Below are 24,467 nucleotides of genomic sequence, written 5' to 3' on the forward strand. Positions count from 1 at the left end.
GTCCCCCCCCCCCCCCCCCCCCCCCCCCCCTCCCCCTCCTCCCCCCCCCCCCCCCCCCCCCCCCCCCCCCCCCCCCCCCCCCCCCCCCCCCGGCCAGGGGTGGAGCGGCTGGGTCAGTGGACGCCGGTGGTGCAGGCGCCGCAGGTCGACCCGCAGCCGTCGTCGGTCAGGGTCTTCAGAGCGCCGGGGTCGCCGACCTCGACCAGTTCGACGTCCAGGTTGAACGCGCCCTCAGCCGTGGTTTTGGGCTGGGCCTGGGTCATGCCCGGGTTGGGATTGCTGGCCACTTCAACTCCTCTTGCTGGTTCGGGTGTGATCCTTGTGGTGCTGGCCAAGGCCGTGCGGCTCGCCGCATGGTTCCTGGCCATCCCTCTCCGACGGGGCCGGAGCGGGAAGTCGTGGGCCGTCCGCGTCCCGACCACGTCGGGACGGGGGCCAGCCTCTGGAGCTGCTGGAGTCTGCGGCGGTACGCGCCGGGTCACCACGGTGCCCACGTGGCGACTGACAGCGGCTTGACGGCGATGCCGGCGTACGCGGCGGACGTGGCCGGCGGTGCACACCGGCGGCTGTGCTCGTCGTGGTGGTGTGCGGTCGGTAGCAGCCGCAGCGGGCCGCCGTCGAGGTCGGGCCAGTCACCGAACAGGTCGGCGATCAAGGAACGCGGCCGTGGCCGGTGGGGGATGCCTGCTTGCCGCAGGACCCGTTCGGCCCCGGCCAGCCACCCTCCCGCCAGCTCCGGGCTGGAGTGCGTGATGGACAGCACGCTGCCCGCCGGAAGCCACCGCCGAAGGCGGGCCATGGCCGCCAGGACCTGCCGGTCGTCGGCCGCCCAGGGCAGCACGTCGTGGACGAACACGCCGACGGGATGGTTCAGCGACAGGTGCCCGAGGTCCTGGACGGCGTCCAGGAGGTGGGCCGTGTCGAGGATGTCCCCGCTCAGCACCACCGGACCGTGTGATCCAGCGCCGGCCGTACGCATGGCCCGGCTATGCGCGACCGCCCCGCGGTCGAGGTCAACGTGCACCATCCTGGCGAGGGGATTCGCCTCGTGCACGATCTCGTCGAGCTCCGTCCGCAGCGCGGGCTCGCTGATGTGCCCGAACAGCGGATATCCGCATCCGAGATCAAGGAACTGCGCGATGCCCCGGTCGACCAGCTCCCGCGCCGTCAGCTGTCCGTGTTCACGGTTGATGGCCGCGGCATCCGCCTGTCGCGGAAACACCTCCAGCAGCCGCTGCGCCACCTCCAAGTCGGCGGGGTAGGCGTTGCGGCCACCGTCCTGCCACACCGTCGCGACACGGGCAGCGCTCGGCCGGCTCAGCCACTCGCGGGCTTCCGCGGGAAGCAGCGTGGCGTCCGGGAAGCACGCGGATTCTGTGGGCTTCACTAGACGGCCTCCGCGAAGGCCACCGGGACGTAGTGGCCCGGACCGTGGGCTCCGCGTTCGTCGAAGCGGAGGGTTCCCTCGGACGTGAGAAACCGCAGCGCGCGCTGCACGTGGTGCGGGAGCAGTCCGAACTCTTCGCCCAGCAGCCCGGTAGGCAGAGCCTGCCCCGGCTGGTAGTGGCCGGCGCGGATCCGGTCGCGGACGGCACCGTGAAGGGCGCGGTCGCGGGGGTGCGGTTCCCGCGTGCGCAGCCTGACCGGCAGGCTGCCGGTGTGCAGCGCGATCTCGCCCAGGCTGTCCAGCCGCAGCAGCCCCTGGTGCACGTGCTTCTGCGGCAGCGCCAAGGCCAGGGCCAGCTGCTTGGTGCTCGGGAGGGAGGCACCCGGCGGGTACGCGGTGGTGATGTGCCGGTGCACGATGACGCAGGCCCGGTCCAGGATCTGCATGCTCTCAGGCCTCATGGCAGCGGAGGCGCCGGCGGTCATGCCGAGGCCGCCGGATACGTGGCGGGGGCAGGCCCTCTGGACTGCTGCCCGGCCCACCCCGTCGGCACGGGGGAATACGTGCAGGCACGCGCTGCGGCCGGCGTTGAAGTCGCGCCGGACGGAGCCTGGTCCAGGACCTCGTTCGCGACCTCCTCCGTCATCCACGCCAGCCGGCGCAGGAGGCCGATGTCCTGGGTGTTGAGGCGCAGCCGGTCGCGGACCTCGCGCAGGAGGACGCATGCCCGCGACCGTGTCTGTTCAGTGAGCCCGGTTTGAATGTGTCGGGAGGCCCGGTCCGTCAGCGAGCCGAGGTCCACAGCCAGGCTGGCGGTCAGCGGACGGATGTCGCACGCGCCCACGGCATCGTCGAGGACGTGGTTGAGGGTCTCCCAGAGGTCGCTGTCCTCGCTGGTGATGTCCTCGTGCCGGGATACCGCGAGGGCGCGCAGGAGACGCCAGGTCACCTGCTCCGCCTCAGGCGGCGTGCCGCGGACACCGGCGGGCGCCGTGCCCGGACATGAAGGCGGAGAGGGTAAGCAGGCCTGCGGTGTGGGGATCGGAAGCGACGGACCCACGGAAACTCCTTGGACAGGGATAGGGATGTCGGGTGTCAGCGCCGGGCGGGAGCCCGCCTGCTACCAGGGGCGGCGCGTGGCGCGGTGCGAGGCCTCGTACGGGCGCACAATCTCGTGCCGGGTCTTGACCACCTGCGGGGCGTGGCCGCGCAGGATCACGCGCTTCACGGAGCTGTCGTAGCCCGGGGAGAACATGTTGGTGATCTCATACGCTGAGCCGTCGACGACCAGCCAGTCGCCGACCCGGATCTCCCGAGGGGAGGCTCCCCATACGTCACCCGGCGGCGCATTGCGTACCGTCCGTGTGAACAAGGGGTCGTGTGCCGGTTCCGACTCGTTGTCCTCGAGGCCGGTCCAGTAGGCGTCATCTTCATAGTCGGGCAATGTCACGAGCGATCGGTCCTGGCGAGTGCGGGCGGGCGAATGCTGCCGCCGGGAGCCGCGCAGGCAGGCTGTCCGGCAATCAACAGGTCGAGATGCAGCTTGAGCTGAGGCGGGAGCTGGAGCAGGTGACGGCCGCCTTCCTGGCGGACCTTCTGCCAGCCCCAGGTCCCCGTGATGTGAGCCGCGAGCCGGTCATCGGGGATGCTGCAGCGCAGCCATACCGGTGGCCGAGGGTTTCGGGCGAAGTGGTCGGCGAGCCAGAGCGAGACCAGGCGTCCCGCGTGGCGGTGGGCTGGGTCGGTGTAAAGCAGGAACAGACAGACGCTGCGCTCCCGCCGCTCGGAGGTGCTCCAACCGGGGCCCGGAGATGTGGGGTCCAGCTCCCACATCGCCACGAGTCGCTCGTCCTCGAACAGACCGTCCAGCTTCAGGTGACCCCCTGTGCGCAGTGGCAGGATCAGGGCGTAGTCCCGCTCACGGTCGACGGGCCGCCCGCAGTCGGCCTCGCGTGACCACCGCCGGGCCAGCAAGCGGCTCGCCTGTGGAAAGTCGTCGGGCGCCAGGGGCCGCACGCAGTAGGGGGCGGCGGTCATCGTGTCACCTCCAGGCCCGCGCCACCTGCGGCCGCTTCCCGCACTGCGGCGCCCTGGCCACTCCGGGTCGCCGACAGATGCGGCCCGCGAGCGACGAAGGCGTACGAGCCGTACAGCGGTGCTCGGCCGTCCACGGCGTGGAGCCCTCCCAGAGGAACAGCGCTGATGCCAGGGGCCTCCACGTGCCAGCCCCGGACCAGGGCGAGCAACTGCTTCAGGCTCCGGGGCCGGTAGAGGATGCCCGCCTTCCGGTAGAGCCCGGCGAGAGCGGGGGTGGATTCAGGGTGGCTGTCCGCGGCCGCGTGGACGACGGACAGCACGCTCCCGGCAGGCAGCCAGTTCCGCAGGGCCTCCAGCAGGTGCCTGGCCTTCCCGTCGCTGATCCAGGGGAGGACCTCGTGCAGCAGCACGGCGATCGGTCGTGCATGGTCCAGACGCGCGATGGCCGGCTGGTCGAGCAGGTGAGCAGTCCGGGTGACGTCGGCGTGCAGGTCCAGCTCTCGGGGGGTCTCCGCGAGCCAGGTTCGGACGTGAGCCTGAACCATCGGGTCTCGGTCGACGTAGACGACGATGGACTCCGATCGGTGGCGCTGTGCCGCGTCATGCGTGTTGCGGCCGTGGCGCTGCGGCAGTCCGCAGCCCAGGTCAAGGAACTGGGTGATTCCCTGTGCCGCGAGGCGCGCGACGGTCTCCTGGCCGTGGTTTCGGGCAGCGGCCGCGGCCCGGTCCAGCCACGGAGCTGCCGTGAGCAGGGGTCGGCCCAGAGCGCGGTCGGCCGAGTAGTTGTCCGTGCCGCCGGTGATGAAGTCGCACACCCGCGCCACGGACGGTGTGGACAGGTCGAGCTTCGGTAACTCGGGCTCGCACTCCGATGCGGGCGTGGGTACCGAGGGGGTCTGTGCAGGCAGGCCGGCCGAAGGTGTGCGGTCCGGCAGGACGGGCCCCGCGGCCACGGTCTCGCTCGGTCCGGTGGTGTCGTGGTTCGTCAGCAGGTAGGCGCTGACGACCTTCCCCTTCCCGTCGGGTCTGGGGGAGGCACTCCAGTAGGCGGACAACTGCGTGACGATGGACAGGCCGCGGCCGTCCTCCGCCAGGGCGCCGGAGAGGGTGACCCTCGGAACCGGCGGCGAAGGATCGGGATCCGCGACCTGGGTGATCAACGCTTCCCCGGGGATCAGGGTGAGAGCGACCATGCATCCGCTCGCTGAGGAGTTGGGCGTGGCGTGCGTAACGGCATTGGTGACCAGCTCACTGCAGACCAGCGTGGCGGAGCCCTCCAGGTCCGGACGGCCCCACCGGGCCAGCTGGTCCGCGACGAAGTCCCTTGCAGTCCTTACGGATTCAGGGCGGCTGGGCAGCGCCAGACAGGCCGAGAGGGCGGTGGGGGAGGCCAATGCCTCGAGCAAGTCGCCGCGCGTGATCTGGTGGGAGTTCATCGCTTCACCTCATTCCTCGTACGCAGTCGTGGACGCTCCTGCGGAGCGTTCTGGTGGATGAAGCCGATGGCCGAACTGCGGCCAGGAACGTGGCCCTTGGGGCTACCGTTACGCTCAGCGAACCGCGATTCACCCGGCGTGGGTATCCCGTGGAGGGCGCGGTACCGCGTAAAGCGCGTAAAGATCGTTTCGTGGACGGGAGCTTCCGGTGCCGCGTGAGCGCAACACCTTGCTGGAGGGCGTGCTGCACCAACTGGGCTGGTCGCAGGCCACCACCGCCCGGCATTTGCAGCGCGTGGCAACCGAGGTCGGTGCCGAGGAACTGAACGCGGTGTCGGCCTCGCACGTCAACCAGTGGGTCCGCGGATCGCACCCGGCGCCGCCGGCGACCCGTATCTTGTGCGAAGCGCTGTCGCGAGGGCTGAACAGCCGAGGGATCCACCGGGTCGTCACGGCTGCCGACATCGGGCTCAAGGACCCCGACGAGCAGGCAGGTTCGGCCCCACGGGACGGCGACCCAATCGCACAACTTGTCGATCTCGGGGGGACCGACTTGGACCTGGAGCGCCGCCGCACCCTCAAGGGCGCCGCCTTCTCCCTCGCGGGGATGTTCCTGCCGTCCGACCGCTGGTGGCAGGACACCGTCACTGCAGCTCGGACACGGAAGCCGTCGGCCAGGTGGCATGTCGGCCCAGACGACGTGGCCGCCGTACGGGAAATGACACAACTGCTCTCCCAGCGCGAACAGCGCCGCGGCGGCGGCGACGGCAGATCCGCCCTTGTGGCCTACCTTCGTACCGACGTCGCCGGCTACCTCGGCGGCCGATTCCCCGACCAGCACACGCGGCAGGAGATGTTCTCGGCCGCCGGCGAGCTGGCCTACTTGGCAGGCTGGACGAGCTTCGACTCCTCCGAGCACGCCCTTGCCCAGAAGTGGCTCGACGTAGCCCTTCGGCTGTCCGCTGAAGCCGACGACGCCCCACTGGCCGGACACATCCTCCGCGCCCAAGCGCACCAGACCCTGGACCTTGGCCACCCTGCCCAGGCCCTCCGACTGGCCGAGACCTCCGTCGCCCACCGCCGCTACACGGACGCGAGCCCGCGCGAACGCGCCCTCCTCGGAGTCGTTCACGCCCGCAGCCTGGCGGCTGCCGGCCACAAGCAGCAGGCCATCGCCGCCCTGCTGCGCGCCGAGGACGACCTGCGCCACGCCGAGAGCGGAGACGACGAGCCAGCCCGGGTCTTCTTTTTCTCCGAGGCATCCCTTGCCCACGAAACAGCCCGCACCCTGCAGGTCTTCGGAGACCTCCGAGGAGCCGAGCGCGAGTTCCAGCGAAGCGTCCGCACCCGCCGAGCCCAGCCCTTCGCCCGCACCCACGCGGTCACCCTCGGCCTCTTGGGTGCCGTGCAGATACAGCGAGGAGCCGTCGACGCGGCCTGCGCCACCTGGTCCGAGGCCCTGGACACCATGCAGGGAGTCCAGTCCGGCCGGGCCCTGGACACCGTCGTCCAGATGCGCCGCTCTCTGTCTCCCTACCGCGGCCGCGGAGGTACGGCACTGGCCCAACTGGACGACCGCGCCCGCACGGTGATCAGCCGGGTACGCTGACCGCGCCATCACAGCATTGGGCCGTGCCGGAGCAGCGTCCAGGCCGGGCCGGTAGTCGCAGGGGAGGAACGCGTGCACGACACGATCACGCTGGAGGCCATCGCCCATGTCGTCGGCGGCCATCAGAAGCCGGCCGACGACTACCAGGGCGGAGTCGAATCGATCATCCGCCTCCGCCCGGACTTCCCGCTGGACACCCTGCAAGGCCTCGAAGAGTTTTCCCACCTGATCGTCACCTGGCACTTCCACCTGGGCTCCGACGCCGACCTCCACCTCGGAGCTCGCAGCCCCCGCAACAACCCGGACTGGGAGCCCACCGGCACCTTCGTGCACCGAAACCACAGGCGCCCCAACCGCATGGCGACATCGTTTCCCCGGCTGCTCAAAGTCGACGGTAGGGACCTGCACGTCAGCGACCTCGACGCTGTGAACGGAACCCCGATCTACGACCTCGGCCCCTACTTCGAGCAGATGGGGCCCCGCGGCCCCGTTACCGCCCCGGCCTGGCCAGCAGTGATGCTGGAGAACTACTGGGACCCCGCCGACAAACGACCTGAGTAGGACCTGACGTCGGGATTGCTGGAAGGGGTACGCCTGGTCTGTTGGCAACCAATGGGGGCTTACTCTGACGAAAACAGCGTGGCGGCGGAGTGCATTGCGACGGACCAGTTCGGTCGCTCGCCGAAGTTTCAGGCATGCCCGGGCGCGGGACGACGAAGCTAGGCTCCTGTCCGACGTATGCGGTGCCCGGGTGGTCCCTTCGGCTCTTGGCGCTCGCTGGGGTAAGGGCGTACTAGCAGGACGCGTGGCGGTCGCAGATGACCTGGTGTCCAGGGAGGCTCTGATCGTGCTGCCGTCGCCGTCCGCCTGCTCATCGAGCCCGGGTCCGTAGGCGCAAGCCCTCACGCCGTCGTGGCTCGCCATGAAGCGCCCCCGACTTCGTCGTTGAAGATTGTCGGGACCATCGTGGCGAGGGGGAAGTCCGGAAACTCTTTCACTTCGGAGAGAGTTTCTGGGGTGGATCTACATGCCGACCCAGGCCGCCATGTTGCCGAGGGATTCGGGGGCTCGGCGGGAAAGGTGAACGAGTCCGCGAACAGTCTCTCGGGCACCGGGGTGGTAACGGGTCTGCTCCGGCGCCGCCCTCCGCGCGGCCCACAGCGACTTCAGCGAGGCCTCTGTCCTGCCGAGTTCCATCTCGACGCGCGCCCGGTCGATGAAGAAGTGCGCACGTCGGCTCGTCGCCATCGAGGACGGCAGCTTGATCAGCTTCGCCTGCCGCATCGCCTCGTCGTACTGCCTCATCTCCATGGCGACACTCATCTCGTGCAGGTCCACGTTCGCCGGCGAGAAGTTGAGCCAGTGCACCGTGGAGGCGTCCCCTACACGGCTGGCGTACTCCCGGGCTCGCTCGATGTGGCTAGCGGCTGTGCTGCCGTCGTCTGCCCGTGCGGCGAGCACCGATCCCCCGAGGTGGAGCTGGCCGGCAACGGTAAGCGCTTCGCGGGACTCGTCCGCCGGGTCCAGGAGGCCGTGGCCGGAGCGGATCAGGCGCAGCCCGATGGTGTACTCCCCTTCGCGGAAGTACACCAGTCCCCGGAAGTACTGCCGCACGGCGGCGAGAGATGGATCGGACGCTCGTTCCGAGGCCCAGCCGAGGCGGTCAAGGGCAACGCTCGCGAGGTCGAAGTACCCGAGTTTCACGGTTACGTCGTGGGCGGTGCGGTAGGCGGAGCCGAGGCCCTGCCACAGCTCCGTCGTAGGAGCCCGCCAGCACAGGGCGGTCAGCTCCGTGATGACGTCTGGGAGGGCTGCGGCGGCAGCGTGGAGGTGGGTGGCTCGGACGTGCGCGCAGAGCTCCTCGGTGGCGGTGACGAGCTCGCTGGCGGGGCGGGTGACGACGTCGGGGTCGTCACCGAGGTCGTACAGGTCGAGGGATTCCCGGATCGGGCGGATGAGTTCGGCAAGCCGGTCCTCCTGTAGCTGGGTCACGTAGGGCTGTCCAGTCAGCACAGTGACGTCGATTCTTAGTGCTCGGGCTACGGCCGCGGTGAAGTCGACAGAGGCCGGTCTCGCGCCGCACTCGACCTGGGTGAGCCAGCTGTACGAGTACGGGATCCGCGCGGCGAGTTCGCGTTGCGTCAGCCTCGCTAGCTTTCGCTGCTCCCTGATGCGCTTTCCAGTGTGGTCGTCGTCCAATCTCGGCATACTGGTACTCCGTTCCTGACTCGTCATCTGGAACGCTACTCGCGCCCAGTGCCGCGTGAGAGGGCTTCGCCTCCGACTCCCCTGGGTGGGGGGCGAAGCCCTGTGATCGGATAGGGCCATGAGCACTCGGACCCTGTACCTGTTCAGCAGCGCGGCCCCGCCAGCCTTCGACGTGGCCCGGGTTATCGAGGATGCGCAGGCCGCGGGCTGGGACGTGTGCCTCGGGCTCACCCCGACGGCGGCGCGTTGGCTCAACGAGTCCTTGGACGGCCTGGCCGTGCTCACCGGGCACCCGGTGCGCTGGGACTACCGGGCGCCGGGCCAGCCGGACATCTGGCCGAAGCCGGACGCGATCGTGGTCGCCCCGGCCACGTTCAACACCGTGAATGCGTGGGCCCTCGGGATCACGGACAAGTGGCTCGTCGGCGTCGTGGCCGAAGGCATCGGCAAGAGGATCCCGATCGCGATGATGCCCTGTGTGAACCGCGCCTACGTCGCACACCCCCAGTGGGAGCAGTCGATCGAGACACTGCGGGGCGCCGGAGTGCGCGTGGTCTACGGCGAGGGCGGGTTCGTGCCGAACGAGCCCGGCCAGGGCAACCCGGCAACCTATCCCTGGCACGCCGCTCTGGAGGCTGTTGCGGACGTCCTGCACACGGCCTAGCCGACGCCAGGATGCGGGAGGGCCTGCCCTGGGTGGTCGTCCATTGCCACCCATCTCTGGCTGGCAGGACCACATCATGTAACCGATGCCGATGCCCGGGCGGACCAGGCCGTGTGGGCGAGGGCCCTCTGTAGGGCAGCGCTCAACGGAGTCGGGGCCGCGGGCAGGGGCCTAGTCCACGATATTCGCCCTGCCGTCCGTCCTGGGCAAGGCACCAGCCGTGAGTCGTCTCTGCCAGCAGATATATGGATGACAGGCTGCCCCGGCCGGGCCTACCGTCCCCGTGCATGACGACTATCGACGCACGGATCGCAGACTTCTACGCAGAGTACGACGAGGCGTCTCGGCTGCATTCCACCGCAACAGGCCGCTTGGAGCTCGAGCGGACTCAGGAGCTGTTACGCCAGTACCTTCCACTGCCGCCCGCCCGCGTTTTGGACTTGGGCGGAGGCCCGGGCACCCATGCTCGGTGGCTTGTGGAGGACGGCTACGAGGTGCTGCTCGTGGACCCGGTTCCGAAGCACGTCGAACAGGCCCGTGAGAACGCGCCAGGGTGCTCGGTCGAGCTCGGGGATGCCCGCGAACTGACCCTCCCCACAAACAGCTTCGACGCAGTCCTGCTCTTGGGGCCGCTGTACCACTTGGCGGATCGTGGGGACAGGATCAGGTCGCTCTCCGAGGCCCGGCGCGTCGCGAAGCCGGGAGGACTGGTGGCGGCCGCGGGGATCTCCCGGTACTCCCTGATGCAGGACTACACCGTGAGCGCCGGCCTGACCCCAGAACTTCTGGCGGGGGAGGTCACCGAGGTGGTGCGTACCGGCTCGTACGACGGCAGCAGGGGGTTCACGGTGGTGCACTTCCACACCGCAGCCGAGCTCTCGCAGGAGGCAGTCGAGGCTGGCCTGCGCGGGGTGCGCGTGCATGGAATCGAGGGCCCCGGGTGGGCCTACGTCGTTGCGGCAGGGCGCTGCTCGGGCCAGGAAGCCGCGGGAGCGCTAGTCGCGGATGCGATTGCGACGGCCCGCCTGGCGGATGAGCAGGGCGTCTTCACTGACGCCTCAGCCCACATTCTGGCGGTGGGCAGGGCCTGAGGCTGTTCCGAACCGGAGGTGGCGCGATCTTGGTGAGTCCGGGCGGCGCGTGCCTCTCATCGGCGATACTGATGCGTCAGTGATCTCTGTTGGCGATCTTGTCGCGGGACGCGGCCCGCAGGGTGATCACGACAGCTGGTTCTGGTGTGCGTCGATGAAGGAGTCTCGTCAGGTGGCGACCGCTACGGAGTATCCGCAGGACGCAGAGGGCGGTACCGAGCGGACTGCGGCACTGCCGCGGGTTCCTGAACCCGGACAGGTGGTGAAGGTCCGGGGCTCCACGTGGGCTGTTTCGGACGTCCGCCGACAGGGCCTGCCGCGGAGCCCCGCTGACGAGGGAGCCCCTGGGCTCGCCCACGTCGTGAGCCTACAGTCGCTGGATGAGGACCGGCTCGGCCAGGAGCTGACCGTCGTGTGGGAGCTGGAGGTCGGGCACACGCTGCAGCCGGACCAGGGCCTGCCGGAGGCGGTGCGGCCGGACGCGTTCGATGACCCGAACACACTGGCCGCTTTCGTGGACGCTGTGCGCTGGGGCGCGGTGACGTCGGCTGACGCGAACTCCTATCAAGCCCCCTTCCGTAGCGGTGCGAACGTAGAGGCGTACCAGCTCGAGCCGCTGCGTCGTGCTCTGCAGTCCTCCCGTACGAACCTGCTGCTCGCCGACGACGTGGGCCTGGGCAAGACCATCGAGGCCGGCCTGGTCGTGCAGGAACTGCTCTTGCGCCACCGGGCACGGACCGTGGTCATCGTCTGCCCGCCGAGCCTGTCGCTGAAATGGCAAGACGAGATGCGGGAGAAGTTCGGCCTGGACTTCGTGATCGTCAACAGCGAGCTGATGGCGAAGGTCCGGCGCAGCCACGGGCTGAACGCCAACCCATTCCGCCTCTTCCCTCGCGTGATCGTCAGCATGTCGTGGCTGCCGTCGCTGCGGGCCCAGCGCCTTCTGCGCGATGTCCTGGCCGATGTGCGCAAGACCTCCAGCGCCCGGCGCTTCGCCTTCGACGTACTGGTGGTCGACGAGGCCCACCACGTGGCTCCGTCAAGTCCGACGACGGCGCCCGGACAGCGCGGGTACGCGGTGGACAGCCACCGTACGACGGCGACGAAGGCGCTGGCGGAAGTCTGTGAGCACCGGCTGTTCCTCAGCGCGACCCCTCACAACGGCTACTCGGAGTCGTTCACCGCGCTCCTGGAGATGATCGACAGCCGTCGGTTCACCCGCGGCGCGAGCATCGACCAGCGCGCCCTGCGCGAGGTGCGCGTCCGCCGGCTGAAGAGCGAACTCCCCGACAAAGGATTCAAGCCTCGCAAGCTGCGAACGATCCCGTTCACGCCCACCGGGGACGAGCAGGAGCAGTTCGACCGGCTTGCGCGGATGCTGACGGAGGCCGCCCGAGCGAAAGGCAAGGGCAAGGGCGGCGACATCGTCGCGATGCTGCTCAAGAAGCGCTTCCTGTCCAGCCCGTGGTCGTTCGCCCGCACCATGGAGCTCTATGAAGCGGCTGCGGTCGACGACCGACAGCTGGAACTGGACGAGGACGAGTACTACGCCGAGGTCATCGGAAGCGGACAGTCCGATGAGGAAGAGGGCGAGGCTGAGCATCCCGAGTTCACCGCGCTGCGGCACAGCAAGGGAACGGACCCTCTGACCGACGCCATCAGCAGCGAGGCCGCCTCGCTGGTCGCATGGGGCTCAAGCTACGAGCACAAGCCGGACTCCCGGCTGGAGGCTCTGGTGTCCTTCCTCGACGGGCACTGTCGGACGTCGGACGGCCGGCACTGGACGAACGAGCGCGTCGTGGTGTTCACCGAGTACGCCGCGACGCTCGACTGGATCGCTGGCGTGCTCCGACAGCGCGGCTACAAGGACGTGCTGGAGACGATCCAGGGGGCGACCCCGATCGAGCAGCGCGAGCTGATCCGTGCACGGTTCACCGAGAGCCCGGACAAGCATCCGGTGCGGGTGCTGCTCGCCACGGACTCCGCGGGGGAGGGTATCGACCTCCAGACGCACTGCCACCGGCTGGTGAACTTCGACATCCCGTTCAACCCGTCCCGCCTAGAGCAGCGCATCGGCCGGATCGACCGCTACGGACAGACGGAGAATCCGGAGATCTTCCACTTCAAGCCCGTGGCCTCCTCTTCCACGTATGCGGCGGACATGGAGTTCATGGGGATCATCGCCAGGAAGGTCGGTACAGCGACCCAGGACCTGGGGAAGGTCAACCAGGTCATCGACGCCGAGGTCCAGGAGCACTTCAGCCCGACGGGGAGCGTGCGCAAGCTGCGGCCGGCGGCGCCGGACGGCGGGGATGAGGCCGTGACCGAGGCGCTGGCTGGCGGAATCGAGCTGAACCGGCAGCTCACCGAGCTGACCGCGACCTACGAACAGCGCAAGGAGGTCATGCACCTCACGCCAGGGAACGCACGCCGCGTCGTGGACACCGCGCTGACCCTGGACGCCCAGCCGCCTTTGGCGGAGATCGGCGACGCGGACACCGATGCTCAGGTGTTCGAGATCCCGAACCTCGGCCGTTCCTGGCAGCCAGCCCTGCGCGGCCTCGACACCCGTCTCCAGCCGGGCGTCCTGCGCTCCGTCACCTTCGATGACAAGGCCGCGGCGAATCGCACGGACCTCGTGCACATCCACCTGGGCCACGCCCTCATGCAACGCGCCACACGTACCCTCCGCGGCGCGCTGTTCAGCGTGGACGCGCCCGTCAACCGGGTCACCGCCGTTGTCACACCGGGCCTGCCCGAGTCCTGCGTCGCCGCGGTATCCCGGCTCGTGCTTGTCGGCCGTGGTGGCCTGCGCCTGCACGAAGAGGTCTTCCTCACCGGTATCCGCCTGCGAGGCCAGGCACTTGCCGAGTCCAAGGTAGAGCAGGTCCTCGACGAGACCCTCGACTCGCATGACCTCGTCCTGGCCGACGAGCAGGTCCGCACCCACCTCGCGGCCCTGTGGAACGCGGACGACGCCCGGCTACGTACCCGGCTGCTCAACGCGATGAAGCGCAAGAGCGAGAGCCGGCAGGACAAGGTCACCGAAGAACTCAAGCGGCGCCAGGAAACCGACATCGCCCGCGCCCACGAGATCTTCGGCGCGTTCCGGATCAACCTGAGCGATTCCCGTGACCGGCTCGACCAGGAGATCCGGGATCAGAAGGAGCAGTTTCTGTTCACCGACGACCAGCAGAAGCAGCGCCGTCGCGACCTGCAGAACATGATCGACCGCCTTGAGAGCCTGGGCGATGAGGAAGCGCGCGAGATCGCCGCGATCCGGGAACGCTACAGCGACATCCGGCCCTACGTATCGGCCGCCGCCGTCGTGTTCGCCCTGACCCCCGAAGACGCGAAGAACGGAGCGGTTCAGGCATGAGCAGGAAGCACGCCCCGACCATCGCTGACCTCCACCGCGCCTGGCTCGCCCTGGTCGACACTGACGGCCCCTTCCTCGCCGTCCCTGCCCTCGAGCGAGCTTGGCCCCAGGGCATCCCCCAGCCCGACGCCCGCGCGCTCGCCTTCATCAAGGACGCCAAACCCGCCTTCGAGAAGGCATGGGAGCACTGGGACACCCACCCGGACGACGGAACCGCCCTCGACCTGTACCGGGAGGCCCGCGACACCTGGGTGGACCTAGTCCTGCGCCAGGGCCTGCGCTGGGGCACCGCCTACGCCGTCCCCGCCCCGAGTACCGCCGAAGTCCGCTCACCCGACCACGCCGTCACCGTCCGCGCCAACGGGGCCCTACTCCACGGCGAGGACATCGGCGCGCTCGTCCTGCTCGTCGACCCCGTCGACTCCCTGCGCGACCCCCTCACCGATGGCTGGTCCGCCAGCCCAATCGACCGCATGGAGGAACTCCTGCGGACCTCCGGTGCCACCATCGGCGTGGTCACCGACGGCCGTTGGTGGGCGATCGTCAGCGCCCGCCCGCAGACCATGGTCGCCTCCGGCATCGTGGACTCCCAGACCTGGATCGAGGAGCCCCAGGCCCGCAACGCCTTCGTCGAACTCCTCCAGCGCAAGCGCCTCGTCGGGGGCAAGGCCCAGGACCGGCTCACCGAGCTGTTCGCCGAGTCGGTCACCGCCGCCGAGAAGATCACCGAGGCGCTGGGCACTCAGGTCCGCCGTGCCGTTGAACTCATCGTCCAGGCACTGTCCGAAGGCGGCCTTAAGGCGGTGCGAGGACGAGAGCCCGACCCGCTGCCGGCAGAGCGCGGCCAGGTCTACGAAGCCGCCGTCACCGTCATGATGCGCGTTGTCTTCCTCCTCTTCGCCGAGGAGCGCGGCCTGCTCCCCGAGAACCAGTTGTTCGCCATGGGCTACGGCGTCAGCGACGAACTCGACCAGCTCGACGCCCGGCAGAAGGAGGAAGGCGACCAAGCCATTGACGCCACCTCCCTCACCTGGCACCGCCTCCTGGCCACCTCCCAGGCCCTCTACCGCGGCGCTACCTTCGAAGACCTGCGCCTGCCTGAGTACGGGGGCTCCCTCTTCGACTCCACCCGCTATCCCTTCCTCACCGCACGCAACTCCCAGGGCTCCCTCGCCATCACGGTCAGCGACCGGGTCATGCTCGAAGTCCTACGCGCCGTCCAGATCGCCCAGCTGCCAGGCGGGGCCCGCCAAATCTCCTTCCGCGGCATCGACGTCGAACAGATCGGCTACATCTACGAGGGCCTCCTCGGCTACTCCTGCGAAAGCGCGGACGAGATCGTCGTCTGCCTCATCGGCAGCGCTGGCTCCGAACCCGAGATCCCCCTCGCCACCCTCGAAACCCTCGCCGAAACCAAGCGAACCGACGCAGCGCTGGTCGACGGCATCCTCGCCTGGATCAAGCAGAACCAGCCGGCCGCCAAGCCCCCCACCAAGGCCGCCCTCGCCAAAGCCCTGCAGGCCAGGGACACACTCGACGACGCCGACAACGCCCTGCGCGACCTCACCGACGACGCGAGCCTGCGCGAACGGCTGCGTCCCTTCATCGGGATCATCCGCCGTGACCTGCGCAGCCGGCCACTCGTCGTCGAACCCGGCGGCGTCCTGCTCGTGGAAACCCCCTCGCGGGCCTCAGCCGGCGCCCACTACACGCCCCGCTCGCTCGCAGAGGAAGTCGTACGTCACGCCCTCGAACCGCTCGTCTATTCGCCTGGCCCCCATCAGACCGCTGACCAAGATGCCTGGCGCCCGGTTTCCTCCGACGACATCCTCGACCTCAAGATCGCCGACATCGCCTGCGGCTCCGGCGCGTTCCTCGTCGCCGCCGCCCGCTTCCTCGCAGACCGGCTCGTGGACGCATGGCAACGCGAAGGCGTCGCTTACGGGCGCACGCCGCACGAGCTCACCGTCCACGCCATAAGGACCGTGGTAGCCACCTGCCTGTACGGCGCGGACATCAACGGCATGGCCGTGGAGATGTGCAAGCTGTCCCTGTGGCTGGTCTCCCTCGACCCCAAGCTTCCGTTCTCTTTCGTCGACGACAAGGTCCTCCACGGCAACGCACTTATCGGTTTGACCGACGCGCGCCAGCTGCGCGAACTACACATCGATCCTGCGGCAGCCGGCAGTCAGATCAGCATCCTCGATCTAGATATCGACGGCACCCTGAGTAAAGCCGCTCGCCTGCGCCGTCAGCTCGCCACTGAGGTCGACGACAACGACCCACAACGCACTGCCGCCACCAAGCGACGCCAATGGCGCTCCTACCAAACGCTCGTCGCCCAGCTCTCTGAGGTCGCCGACAGTGTGATCGCCGCTGGGCTTCAGTTGGGCGGCAAGCCGGGCAAGAAGTTGCGTGAGGCGTACGAAAACCTGCGCATCGCTGTCGACCTCGCCCACCCCGCCGGGGATGGGGAACCGAATCGGGCGATGTTCGACGGCATCTTGGAAGCAGGGCTCACCCCGACGGTGACCACGGACTATGCGCGTTGGAAGCCCCTGCACTGGATCCTTGCCGTTCCGGACGTCATGGCGCACGGAGGCTTCGACGCGATCATTGGCAACCCGCCGTTCCTGGGAGGGCAGAAGCTCACTGGGACGATGGGCACCAACGTCCGTGACTGGTTCGTCCACACCCTCGCCGACGGTCGGAAGGGTAGCGCCGACCTCGTGGCGTACTTCTTCCTGCGCGCCTACGAGCTGCTCTCACAGCGCGGCGGGCTCGGCCTAATCGCGACTAACACGGTCGCCCAGGGCGATACCCGGCAGGTGGGTCTGGATCAACTGGCCGCCCAGGGATTCACGATCAACCGGGCGATCCAGAGTCGGTCTTGGCCGGCAGCCAGCGCAAACTTGGAGTACGCAGCCGTGTGGGGGACCCGCAGTGACGTGAGTCCCGGGGTACCCAGGTGGGCAGACGACGTCGAGACAGAACGGATCTCGACGTTGCTGGAACCGGGTGGGCGTGTCCATGGCGACCCGGTGCGACTCGCGAAGAACACCAGGATCGCGTTCCAGGGCTGCATTGTTCTCGGCATGGGCTTCGTGCTTGAGTCCGAAACGGCCGCCGAGTGGATTGAATCCGATCCACGTAACGAGGACGTGTTGTTCCCCTATCTGAATGGCGAGGACCTTAACTCGCGCCCGGACACTTCGGCTTCGCGCTGGGTGATCGACTTCAATGCAAGGTCAGAAGCAGCGGCCGAAGAATACGAGCTGCCGTTCCGGCGAGTCTTGGAGATGGTGAAGCCCGAGAGGGCGAAGAACAAGCGGAAGCCTCGGCGGGAGCGATGGTGGCAGTTTGCTGAACTGGCTCCGGCGATGCGGGAGGCGATCGCAGGGCTGGAAGAGGTTCTGGTCATCGCCCGAGTCAGCAAGACTGTCATGCCGGTTCGTGTGCCAACCAAGAGGGTCTTTCACGAGAAGCTAGTTGTGTTCGCAAGAGACTCTTTCGCAGATCAAGCGGTCTTGTCGAGTAGTTTGCATCAAATGTGGACGATCAAGTACGGCACCACGATGCGGGTTGATCCGACTTACACGCCATCCACTGTCTTCGAAACCTTCCCGCTTCCTGAACCGAATGAACGGCTGATGGAAATGGGTAAGGTGCTTGATGATGAGCGTCGGGACATGATGCTCCGCCGCGGTCTCGGCCTGACAAAGCTCTACAACCGGGTCAATGATCCCGATGTCGCCGACTCTGCCGATGCAGACGTCGCCCGTCTTCGCCAGATTCATGTTGAGCTGGACCAGGCTGTCATGGCTGCATACGGTTGGGGCGATGTTGACCTGGACCACGGCTTCCACACGTACCGGCAGATGGAGCGCTGGACGGTGAGCCCAGCTGCCCGTGTGGAGATCTTGGATCGGCTCCTGGAGGAGAATCATCGTCGCGCCGCCGCTCAGGGTGATGTGACACTGCCGGAGGTTAGCGAAGAGGAAGAGGGCGACGAGTGACGACTGGATCTGCAGCACAGCCGCAGCAGCCCGCTGCCCGGCAGGATCAGGCGTACCGTCTGGCCTTCGATCCGGATGAGCGGTCCTGGACAGTGCGCGAGAACCTCGTCGACATCCTGGAGCGCGAACTTCTCGGCCCGGCGGGCGGTCCCACGGAAGTCATTGACGGCGTTCCCGACTCGGCGTATCTGATCGGTCGTATCGCCCCGGTCCGCCTCACGGCTGGCAAGGACGACCCCACTCAGTCGGATTCCGATGAGGCCGCGAGTGACGTCGGTGACGCTGTTGATGCGGCCGAGGGCCGAGGTGTGCCTCTGACCGCCGTCGACGAGAGCAGTACGTCCTCGGAGGAGGACGAGGTCGACGACCAGCCGCAGAAGCGCGGGCTGATGATCCCGGCGTCGATGGGGCTGCGCTGCCAGATTCCCAATGACTTGGACGCGTTCACTGTGACGGCGTCGTGGGGCAGCTACGAGCCGGTGAAGGAGAAGCAGGGCGAGGGCGGCGAGTCGGCCTCGCTCATTCGCCGGTATCAGCGCACGCCGCATGAGTTCACTACTACCGTCACGGTTGCCGACCTCCCCCCTTCTTGCACGACGACGCTCGTGCTGAAGGACAAGGTTTTGCTGCGGGTGGACCGCTACGACGACGCCGACCGCGACTGCAGGCTGATCGAGATCGCGCTGTGCAATGACCAGGAGACCCCCCGGAAGATCCCGGTGGAGGCGTGGCTCTACCAGACCAGGCTGTCTGTAGCGGCGCCCGACGGGGCGGCCGTGTTTCTGCCGGTATACGACGTGCTGCTGGACACGCGTGAGGAGCCGGACGACGAACTTCGCCGCTTGCGGCTGCAGTACCGGAACCGGCTGGAGTTCGCGGTCGGCCGGACCTGCTCGGTGGACTGGGAAGTCGCCAAGGACGAACGTCGGGCCAGCGAAGTGTGGACGACATGGCTGCCGGTCTGCGAGACGCCGCAGACGGCGGCCGAGGAGATCCGCTCGGCCATGCTCGACATGCGCGAGCTGGAGCAGGCCACCCCCGATCAGCTGCGTGCCGGCCTGGAACCCATCATCGAAGCCTACGCAGGCTGGCTTGATGGAGAGGAACGGCGGGGGAGCGAGCTGCCCGAGCATCTGCGCCCTGAGGGCCTTGAGGCGGTGGCCGAGGCGCGTCGTGTCCAGCAACAGCTGGCGGCGGGGCTGGACTTCCTCCTGGCCGACGCCGAGGCGTTGCGGTGCTTTAGGTTCATGAACCAGGTGATGGCCGACCAGCGCATCCAGTCCCAGGTGGCCCAGCGGCGCGCGAACCAGCCCGAGCACGACCGGGAGAGCCTCGACGAGGCCCGCGATGCCGTCCTCAAGGACGGGGAGCGGGAGGGCGAGGGGAACCGCGCGCACTCATGGCGTACTTTCCAGCTCGCCTTCATCCTGATGCAGCTGCCGCTGCTGTCCGACCCTGCCGCGGAGAAGCGGTCCGGGGACCTCGCGAAGGCGCAGCTGCTGTTCTTCCCGACCGGTGGTGGCAAGACGGAGGCGTACCTGGGTCTGGCCGCGTACACCTTCGCGATCCGTCGGCGCCAGGGCGTGGTGGATGCCTTCGACGGGCCGCTGGACGGCCGCTCGGGCGTGGCTGTGCTCATGCGGTACACCCTGAGGCTACTCACCGCGCAGCAGTTCCAGCGTGCCACGACACTTATGTGCGCGGCGGAACGGGCACGGATGGAAGATCCCGCGACGTGGGGAGATGAGCCGTTCCGGATCGGGCTGTGGGTCGGTACCGATGTCAGCCCCAAGCGGTACGACGAAGCAGCGAAGCAGCTGGAGAAGGCCAACCAAGGGCACGGCTACCGGCTGACGGTGCTGCAGATCCAGCGCTGCCCGTGGTGTGGCACCCGCATCGAGGCCCGGGACGTGCGGGCGGACAACGCCCTGCGCCGGGTGTACGTGTACTGCGGCGACGAGCTGGCCGAGTGCCCCTTTGCCGACGGCGGCGACGTGGCCGAGGGACTGCCGGTCCTGACGGTCGATGAAGAGATCTACCGCCTCGCCCCCGCCTTCGTGATCGCCACGGTGGACAAGTTTGCCCGCCTCGCACGTGAAGGTGAGGCGGCGTCGCTGTTCGGACACGTATCGCGGCGCTGCGAGCGGCACGACTTCGTGCACCCCGACTACCCGCAGTGCGCGATCAAGGACGGCAGCAAGCACCCGAAGAAGGACGGCCTGCCGGCCGCTGCCGTCCACCCCGCGGCACGGCTGCGGCCCCCGGACCTGATCATCCAGGACGAGCTGCACCTGATAACGGGTGCGCTCGGTACGACGGTCGGTTTGTTCGAGGTTGCCATCGATGTGATGACGGACTGGCGCACAGGTGACGGGCGTCGGGTACGTCCGCTGCTGGTGGCCTCCACGGCGACCGCCCGCAACGCGGCGGACCAGGTACAAGCCCTGTACGGGCGGGACGTGACGATCTTCCCGCCCCAGGTACTGGATGCCGGCAACACCTTCTTCTCCAAGGAGATTGAGGTCTCCGAGAAAGCACCGGGACGCCGCTATGTCGGGATCAGCACCACCGGGGTGCGCCTGACCACGGCGGAGATCCGTGTGGCCGAGGTCCTCATGGCGGGCGGCCAGCTGCTGCTGGACCGCGCTGGCAAGGCTGCCGACCCGTATATGACGCTGGTCGGCTACTTCAGCGCGACCCGGGAGCTGGCGGGCATGGCCCGCTACATGGGCGACGACATCCAGACAGCTTTGGCCAAGGGCCGCCCGTGGTCGCGACTGCCCCGGCGCACCGGTAGCGACTTCGGTGTACTGAACGTTGCCGAGCTGACTTCCCGCGTCTCCGGCGCCCAGATCACCTCCACGCTCGACGAGATGTCGGTGGCCTTCGACCCCGGCTACGACTCGACCGCCGGCAAGCGGAACCTGCGCACCTTGCGCGAGACAAAGGCGCGTGTAGCCGACCGAGAGGTGAATCCGTACGACGTGGTGCTGGCGACGTCGATGCTCCAGGTCGGTGTGGACGTCACCCGGCTCGGGCTGATGCTGGTCGTCGGGCAGCCGAAGAACACTGCCGAGTACATTCAGGCGTCCTCCCGGGTCGGCCGTGACGCGGCCCGGCCCGGCCTGGTCGTTGCGCTCGGCAACTGGGCCAGGCCCCGCGACCTTGCCCACTTTGAGCAGTTCCGGCACTACCACGAGACGTTCTACGCCCAGGTCGAGGCGCTTTCCGTCACCCCATTCTCGGTCACCTCGCTCGAGCGGGGGCTCGATGGCGTCCTGGTCAGCGCTGCCCGCGTACTCCAGGCCGCACGCACCCAGGGGCTCTCTTCGGAGGACGGAGCCGACCGGATCGAGAGCGAACGGCACTTCGCCGCCGATCTCATTGATGCACTGGTGCGTCGGGTGGCCAGGGCCGGAGATGAGGACGCGGCCGAGCGGGCCCGACACCAGTTGGAGAACCGGCTGGATCAGTGGAGCAAGCGCCGCAAGTACCTCGTCGAGCAGCGCAAGTCACTGGTCTACGAAAAGGTCATCGACGACACGCGGCACGACGCGCTCATGATGAGCGCGGAGAATGCCAAGTCCGGCATCGAAACCAGGGACGCGCCGCCGTTCATCGTGGCCAACTCGATGCGCGAGGTACAGCCCGAGATCAACCTCCTGGTCAGCCCGATCAAGGAACGACTCGTGTACATCGCACCAGTGACCGCGCCCCAGTGGGTGATGCCGGAGGAGAACTCGTGAGTGACCAGCAGCGCTTCGTCTACGACGCGGCCCGGGCCGTCGACCCGCTCGGTGACCTGGAAGAAGAGGCCGAGAAGCAGGCCAAGCACAACCGCGCCAAGGTCGGCTCCGCCCGCCCCTCCTCTCTGCTGTACACCTATGGTCCCGGCTCGATCATGGACCTTCCGCAGTTCACGATCATGTCCACCGGCCTGGATGACTGGGACCGTATCTGGCGCCGTCGTGATGCGGCTCCGCCGAGCATTCACGCGCCGCGGCTGAAGAACGTGGTGCGGATGATGATGGGCTCGAACGATGTCGAGCTGCGACCGCACCCGTGGCAGCCGAAGAAGTACGTCCGCTCCGCCGAGGGCAATGACCTTGGCGTGCCGGCCCGCGTCTTCCCCCAGTGGCTGCGGTGCACCGGCTGTGACCTGCTAGGGATGCTCTCCCAGTTCGACTACAAGAACACCCACCCGTTCCGCACAGATCTAGCCACCTTCGAGCACACCAAGTGCACCGGCCGCTCAGGCAGCCGCAGCCGCAAGGCGATGCGCCGCCCCGCGGTGCCCGCCCGCTACTTGCTGGCCTGCGTCGACGGACACCTGGACGAGTTCCCGTACGCCCTGTGGGTGCACCACGGCCAACCGTGCAGCAACGCCGAGCTCCCGGTACTCAAGATGATCGACCGCACCGCTGGCAAGGGTGCTTCCGCGGTCATCCGCTGTGAGTCCTGTCAGACGCAGCGGCCGATGAATGAGGCCCAGGGCGAGGCGGGCAAGGTGAAGCTGCCGGACTGCCGGGGACGCCACCCGCATCTGGACGCCTTCGACCACCGCGGCTGCCGCCACAAGACCCGCCTGATGCTCGTGGGCGCCTCCAACCTGTGGTTCCCCGCCACCCAGTCGATCATCGTCATGCCGGAGTCCCAGCAGGAGAAGGAAAGCGACCTGGCCGACCGGATCCGCACCACCCTTGGCGACAAGCTCGACAAGTACCGCCAGCACCTCGACATTCTGCGGGACCTGCTGGAAGACCGAGTCGATGTCACCGGCCTGACGGACCACGAACTTGCCGCGGCCGTCGAAGCCGCCTGTGCCCCCCAGGCCACACCGGAAGAGCAGGAAGAGAAGCTCCGGGACTGGGACCCGGTCGACCTGCTCGCGCCTGAGTGGCGCCACTTGCTGCTGCCCATACTCGGAGCGCGCAACGAAGACCCCAAGAGTGGGCTCACCCTGGCCGCCCGGGAACGCGGGGACACGCTTCGGCCCGAGATCACCCGCGTCCTGGCCGTGGAGAAACTCCGCAAGGTCAATGCGCTGGTCGGGTTCACCCGGATCGACGACATGGACCGCGTCGGCGACCTGCCGCGCCGCCTGGCACCGCTCACCCGCACCCCACGCCCCACCTGGACCGTGGCGACTGAGGACCGCGGCGAGGGTATCTTCCTCCAGCTCGACGAAGACTCCGTCGCCGCCTGGGAGAAGCGCATCCTGGAGTCTGAGGTATGGCAAGCCCACGTTGAAGCGCACCGCAGGAACTTCCAGCGGCGCTTCTCCGAGACCGCCGAAAAGATCAACCCCGACAGCCGGCTCAAGCCCCCGCGCTACTGGCTAGTCCACACCTTCGCCCACATCCTGATTCGCGAGCTTGCCCTGTCCTGCGGCTACTCCGCCGCGAGCCTCAGCGAACGCCTATACGCCTGGCCTGCAACCGAGAACCGCGACCCGGCCGCCGGACTGCTCATCTGCACCACCGCCTCGGACAGCGACGGCACCCTGGGAGGTCTCGTCCAGCTCAGTGAGCCCGCCCGATTCCAGCGAGTTGTCGACGACGCCCTCCGCAAGGCACAGCGCTGCTCATCCGACCCCGTCTGCTCCATGCGGACCCCGCACGACCCGGAAGACTTCCTCCACGGCGCTGCCTGCCACTGCTGCGTCATGGCTTCGGAAACCTCCTGCGAGCGAGCCAACCGCTTCCTCGACCGCCGCTTTCTGATCAACCTGCCCGGCAGCAATCTCGGGTACTTCTCCACCCATGAGTGACGCCCAGGCCGCCCGCCGCCTGGGTCAACTCCTCACCCAAAGTGAGGCCAAAGGGGTAGCTGACCGACTCGCCGACGGCGACACCCTCACTGCCGCACTCAAGGCGGTCGCTGCTGGCCACCGCGTACAGGCCAGGAAGCACCTGGAGGCGATCGCCAGCGGACCTGGGGCATCGGCCCAGTACCTTTCGGTCCTGCGCGCCGTGGAAGGCGCCCGGACACTGCCCACCACGCTCACCCCGCTGTGGACGATGCCCGGCCACCTGGCCCGGAGCGGACCGCTCACCACGTCCGTGCCCTACCTCGTCGACAACGCGCGCCACACGGTGACCTGCTCCACCTTCAACTTTCAGCGCACTTCTGGCCTGTGGACCGCCCTACGCGACGCCGCACAACGCGCCGACGTCGCTGTACGCGTCTACCTCGACACCAACGCCGCAGACGGCAGCGGTTTCCGGGCGCCGAGCACCGCCGAGGTCGCAAAGCACTTGAGGCCGGCGGAGGTGTGGCGGACGAGGACGTTCGATGGGACACACGTCCGAAATCACGCCAAGTTCCTCGCCATCGATCACCACCTCCTCCTGGTGACCAGTGCGAACTTCTCCTGGAGCGCCGAGAACAACAACGTCGAGTTCGGCGTCCTCATCGACAACCCCCACCTCACAGAAACCGTCGAGCGCGAGATGAGCGAAGCGGAAGGAACCCTGTACGAGCAGGCATCGGCCGAATAGGTCCGATTGATCAGGACATGACTTCAGGGATCGTGACGACTCTGGCCAGCGCGCTGCTCGTGAGCCGCAGAGCACAGCCGACGATCGCCTGCCGAAAACCGCTCTGATCCCGCAGTACCCGCGTTGGCCGGCGGCCAACA

General features: G+C 68.2%; 17 protein-coding genes. 9 read left to right on the top strand and 8 right to left on the bottom strand.

Annotation, left to right across the window (positions count from 1 at the left end; translation table 11 throughout):
* Positions 1–113: 113 nt before the first annotated feature.
* From AC07A6_RS01215 to AC07A6_RS01245, 7 genes are all read right to left on the bottom strand, one after another.
* Positions 114–263, bottom strand: a complete 150-nt coding sequence (locus AC07A6_RS01215; protein ID WP_400749782.1) for an FxLD family lanthipeptide — start codon at positions 261–263, stop codon at positions 114–116.
* 215 nt (positions 264–478) lie between these two features.
* On the bottom strand, positions 479–1,387 hold the full coding sequence (locus AC07A6_RS01220) for an SAM-dependent methyltransferase (protein ID WP_478775567.1): 909 nt from the start codon (positions 1,385–1,387) through the stop codon (positions 479–481).
* Positions 1,387–1,833: a GntR family transcriptional regulator gene (locus tag AC07A6_RS01225; RefSeq protein ID WP_478775568.1), complete on the bottom strand. Its 447-nt coding sequence runs from the start codon at positions 1,831–1,833 to the stop codon at positions 1,387–1,389. Before AC07A6_RS01225 ends, AC07A6_RS01220 begins: the two co-directional genes overlap by 1 nt.
* Positions 1,834–1,868: 35 nt before the next feature.
* A complete protein-coding gene (locus AC07A6_RS01230) occupies positions 1,869–2,336 on the bottom strand; it encodes a hypothetical protein (protein ID WP_478775569.1) in 468 nt (155 codons plus the stop codon).
* Between the two features lie 171 nt (positions 2,337–2,507).
* Entirely contained in the window at positions 2,508–2,837 is a 330-nt protein-coding gene (locus AC07A6_RS01235; RefSeq protein WP_478775570.1) for a hypothetical protein, read from the bottom strand.
* Positions 2,834–3,424, bottom strand: a complete 591-nt coding sequence (locus tag AC07A6_RS01240; protein ID WP_478775571.1) for a hypothetical protein — start codon at positions 3,422–3,424, stop codon at positions 2,834–2,836. The genes AC07A6_RS01235 and AC07A6_RS01240 overlap by 4 nt, the downstream gene beginning before the upstream one ends.
* Positions 3,421–4,860 carry an SAM-dependent methyltransferase gene (locus AC07A6_RS01245; protein WP_478775572.1) on the bottom strand — a complete coding sequence of 480 codons (1,440 nt, stop codon included), beginning with the start codon at positions 4,858–4,860 and terminating at the stop codon, positions 3,421–3,423. The genes AC07A6_RS01240 and AC07A6_RS01245 overlap by 4 nt, the downstream gene beginning before the upstream one ends.
* Before the next feature lie 208 nt (positions 4,861–5,068).
* On the opposite strand from AC07A6_RS01245, the gene AC07A6_RS01250 reads away from it, so the two are divergent.
* Together AC07A6_RS01250 and AC07A6_RS01255 are read left to right on the top strand one after the other, a co-directional pair.
* Positions 5,069–6,469, top strand: a complete 1,401-nt coding sequence (locus AC07A6_RS01250) for a Tat pathway signal protein (RefSeq protein WP_478775573.1) — start codon at positions 5,069–5,071, stop codon at positions 6,467–6,469.
* Positions 6,470–6,541: 72 nt separating this feature from the next.
* Positions 6,542–7,030 (top strand): SAM-dependent methyltransferase, encoded by a 489-nt coding sequence (locus AC07A6_RS01255; RefSeq protein WP_478775574.1) that lies wholly within the window; start codon positions 6,542–6,544, stop codon positions 7,028–7,030.
* Between the two features lie 462 nt (positions 7,031–7,492).
* Here AC07A6_RS01255 and AC07A6_RS01260 read toward each other — a convergent pair whose 3' ends face one another.
* Positions 7,493–8,677 carry a helix-turn-helix domain-containing protein gene (locus AC07A6_RS01260; RefSeq protein ID WP_478775575.1) on the bottom strand — a complete coding sequence of 395 codons (1,185 nt, stop codon included), beginning with the start codon at positions 8,675–8,677 and terminating at the stop codon, positions 7,493–7,495.
* 118 nt (positions 8,678–8,795) lie between these two features.
* On the opposite strand from AC07A6_RS01260, the gene AC07A6_RS01265 reads away from it, so the two are divergent.
* The 7 genes from AC07A6_RS01265 (at position 8,796) to drmC (ending at position 24,327) form a co-directional block, all read left to right on the top strand.
* Entirely contained in the window at positions 8,796–9,341 is a 546-nt protein-coding gene (locus AC07A6_RS01265) for a flavoprotein (RefSeq protein ID WP_478775576.1), read from the top strand.
* Positions 9,342–9,628: 287 nt separating this feature from the next.
* A complete protein-coding gene (locus AC07A6_RS01270; RefSeq protein ID WP_478775577.1) occupies positions 9,629–10,432 on the top strand; it encodes a class I SAM-dependent methyltransferase in 804 nt (267 codons plus the stop codon).
* Positions 10,433–10,511: 79 nt separating this feature from the next.
* The gene (drmD, locus tag AC07A6_RS01275) at positions 10,512–13,811 is read left to right on the top strand and encodes a DISARM system SNF2-like helicase DrmD (protein ID WP_478775578.1); all 3,300 of its coding nucleotides are present in this window, start codon (positions 10,512–10,514) and stop codon (positions 13,809–13,811) included.
* Positions 13,808–17,827 (top strand): Eco57I restriction-modification methylase domain-containing protein, encoded by a 4,020-nt coding sequence (locus AC07A6_RS01280; RefSeq protein ID WP_478775579.1) that lies wholly within the window; start codon positions 13,808–13,810, stop codon positions 17,825–17,827. The genes drmD and AC07A6_RS01280 overlap by 4 nt, the downstream gene beginning before the upstream one ends.
* Entirely contained in the window at positions 17,824–21,573 is a 3,750-nt protein-coding gene (drmA, locus tag AC07A6_RS01285; protein ID WP_478775580.1) for a DISARM system helicase DrmA, read from the top strand. Before AC07A6_RS01280 ends, drmA begins: the two co-directional genes overlap by 4 nt.
* Positions 21,570–23,597, top strand: a complete 2,028-nt coding sequence (drmB, locus tag AC07A6_RS01290) for a DrmB family protein (RefSeq protein ID WP_389125795.1) — start codon at positions 21,570–21,572, stop codon at positions 23,595–23,597. Before drmA ends, drmB begins: the two co-directional genes overlap by 4 nt.
* Positions 23,590–24,327: a DISARM system phospholipase D-like protein DrmC gene (drmC, locus tag AC07A6_RS01295; protein WP_478775581.1), complete on the top strand. Its 738-nt coding sequence runs from the start codon at positions 23,590–23,592 to the stop codon at positions 24,325–24,327. The genes drmB and drmC overlap by 8 nt, the downstream gene beginning before the upstream one ends.
* Positions 24,328–24,467 lie beyond the last annotated feature (140 nt).

Source organism: Streptomyces sp. NPDC044002, from assembly GCF_056434525.1.

What these genes read in the sequence shown, in the direction of transcription:
- AC07A6_RS01215 (WP_400749782.1), bottom strand. Translation starts at nt 263, where the DNA reads ATGACCCAGGCCCAGCCCAAAACCACGGCTGAGGGCGCGTTCAACCTG.
- AC07A6_RS01225 (WP_478775568.1), bottom strand. Translation starts at nt 1,833, where the DNA reads ATGCAGATCCTGGACCGGGCCTGCGTCATCGTGCACCGGCACATCACC.
- AC07A6_RS01240 (WP_478775571.1), bottom strand. Translation starts at nt 3,424, where the DNA reads ATGACCGCCGCCCCCTACTGCGTGCGGCCCCTGGCGCCCGACGACTTT.
- AC07A6_RS01280 (WP_478775579.1), top strand. Translation starts at nt 13,808, where the DNA reads ATGAGCAGGAAGCACGCCCCGACCATCGCTGACCTCCACCGCGCCTGG.
- AC07A6_RS01270 (WP_478775577.1), top strand. Translation starts at nt 9,629, where the DNA reads ATGACGACTATCGACGCACGGATCGCAGACTTCTACGCAGAGTACGAC.
- AC07A6_RS01245 (WP_478775572.1), bottom strand. Translation starts at nt 4,860, where the DNA reads ATGAACTCCCACCAGATCACGCGCGGCGACTTGCTCGAGGCATTGGCC.
- AC07A6_RS01260 (WP_478775575.1), bottom strand. Translation starts at nt 8,677, where the DNA reads ATGCCGAGATTGGACGACGACCACACTGGAAAGCGCATCAGGGAGCAG.
- AC07A6_RS01265 (WP_478775576.1), top strand. Translation starts at nt 8,796, where the DNA reads ATGAGCACTCGGACCCTGTACCTGTTCAGCAGCGCGGCCCCGCCAGCC.
- drmC (WP_478775581.1), top strand. Translation starts at nt 23,590, where the DNA reads ATGAGTGACGCCCAGGCCGCCCGCCGCCTGGGTCAACTCCTCACCCAA.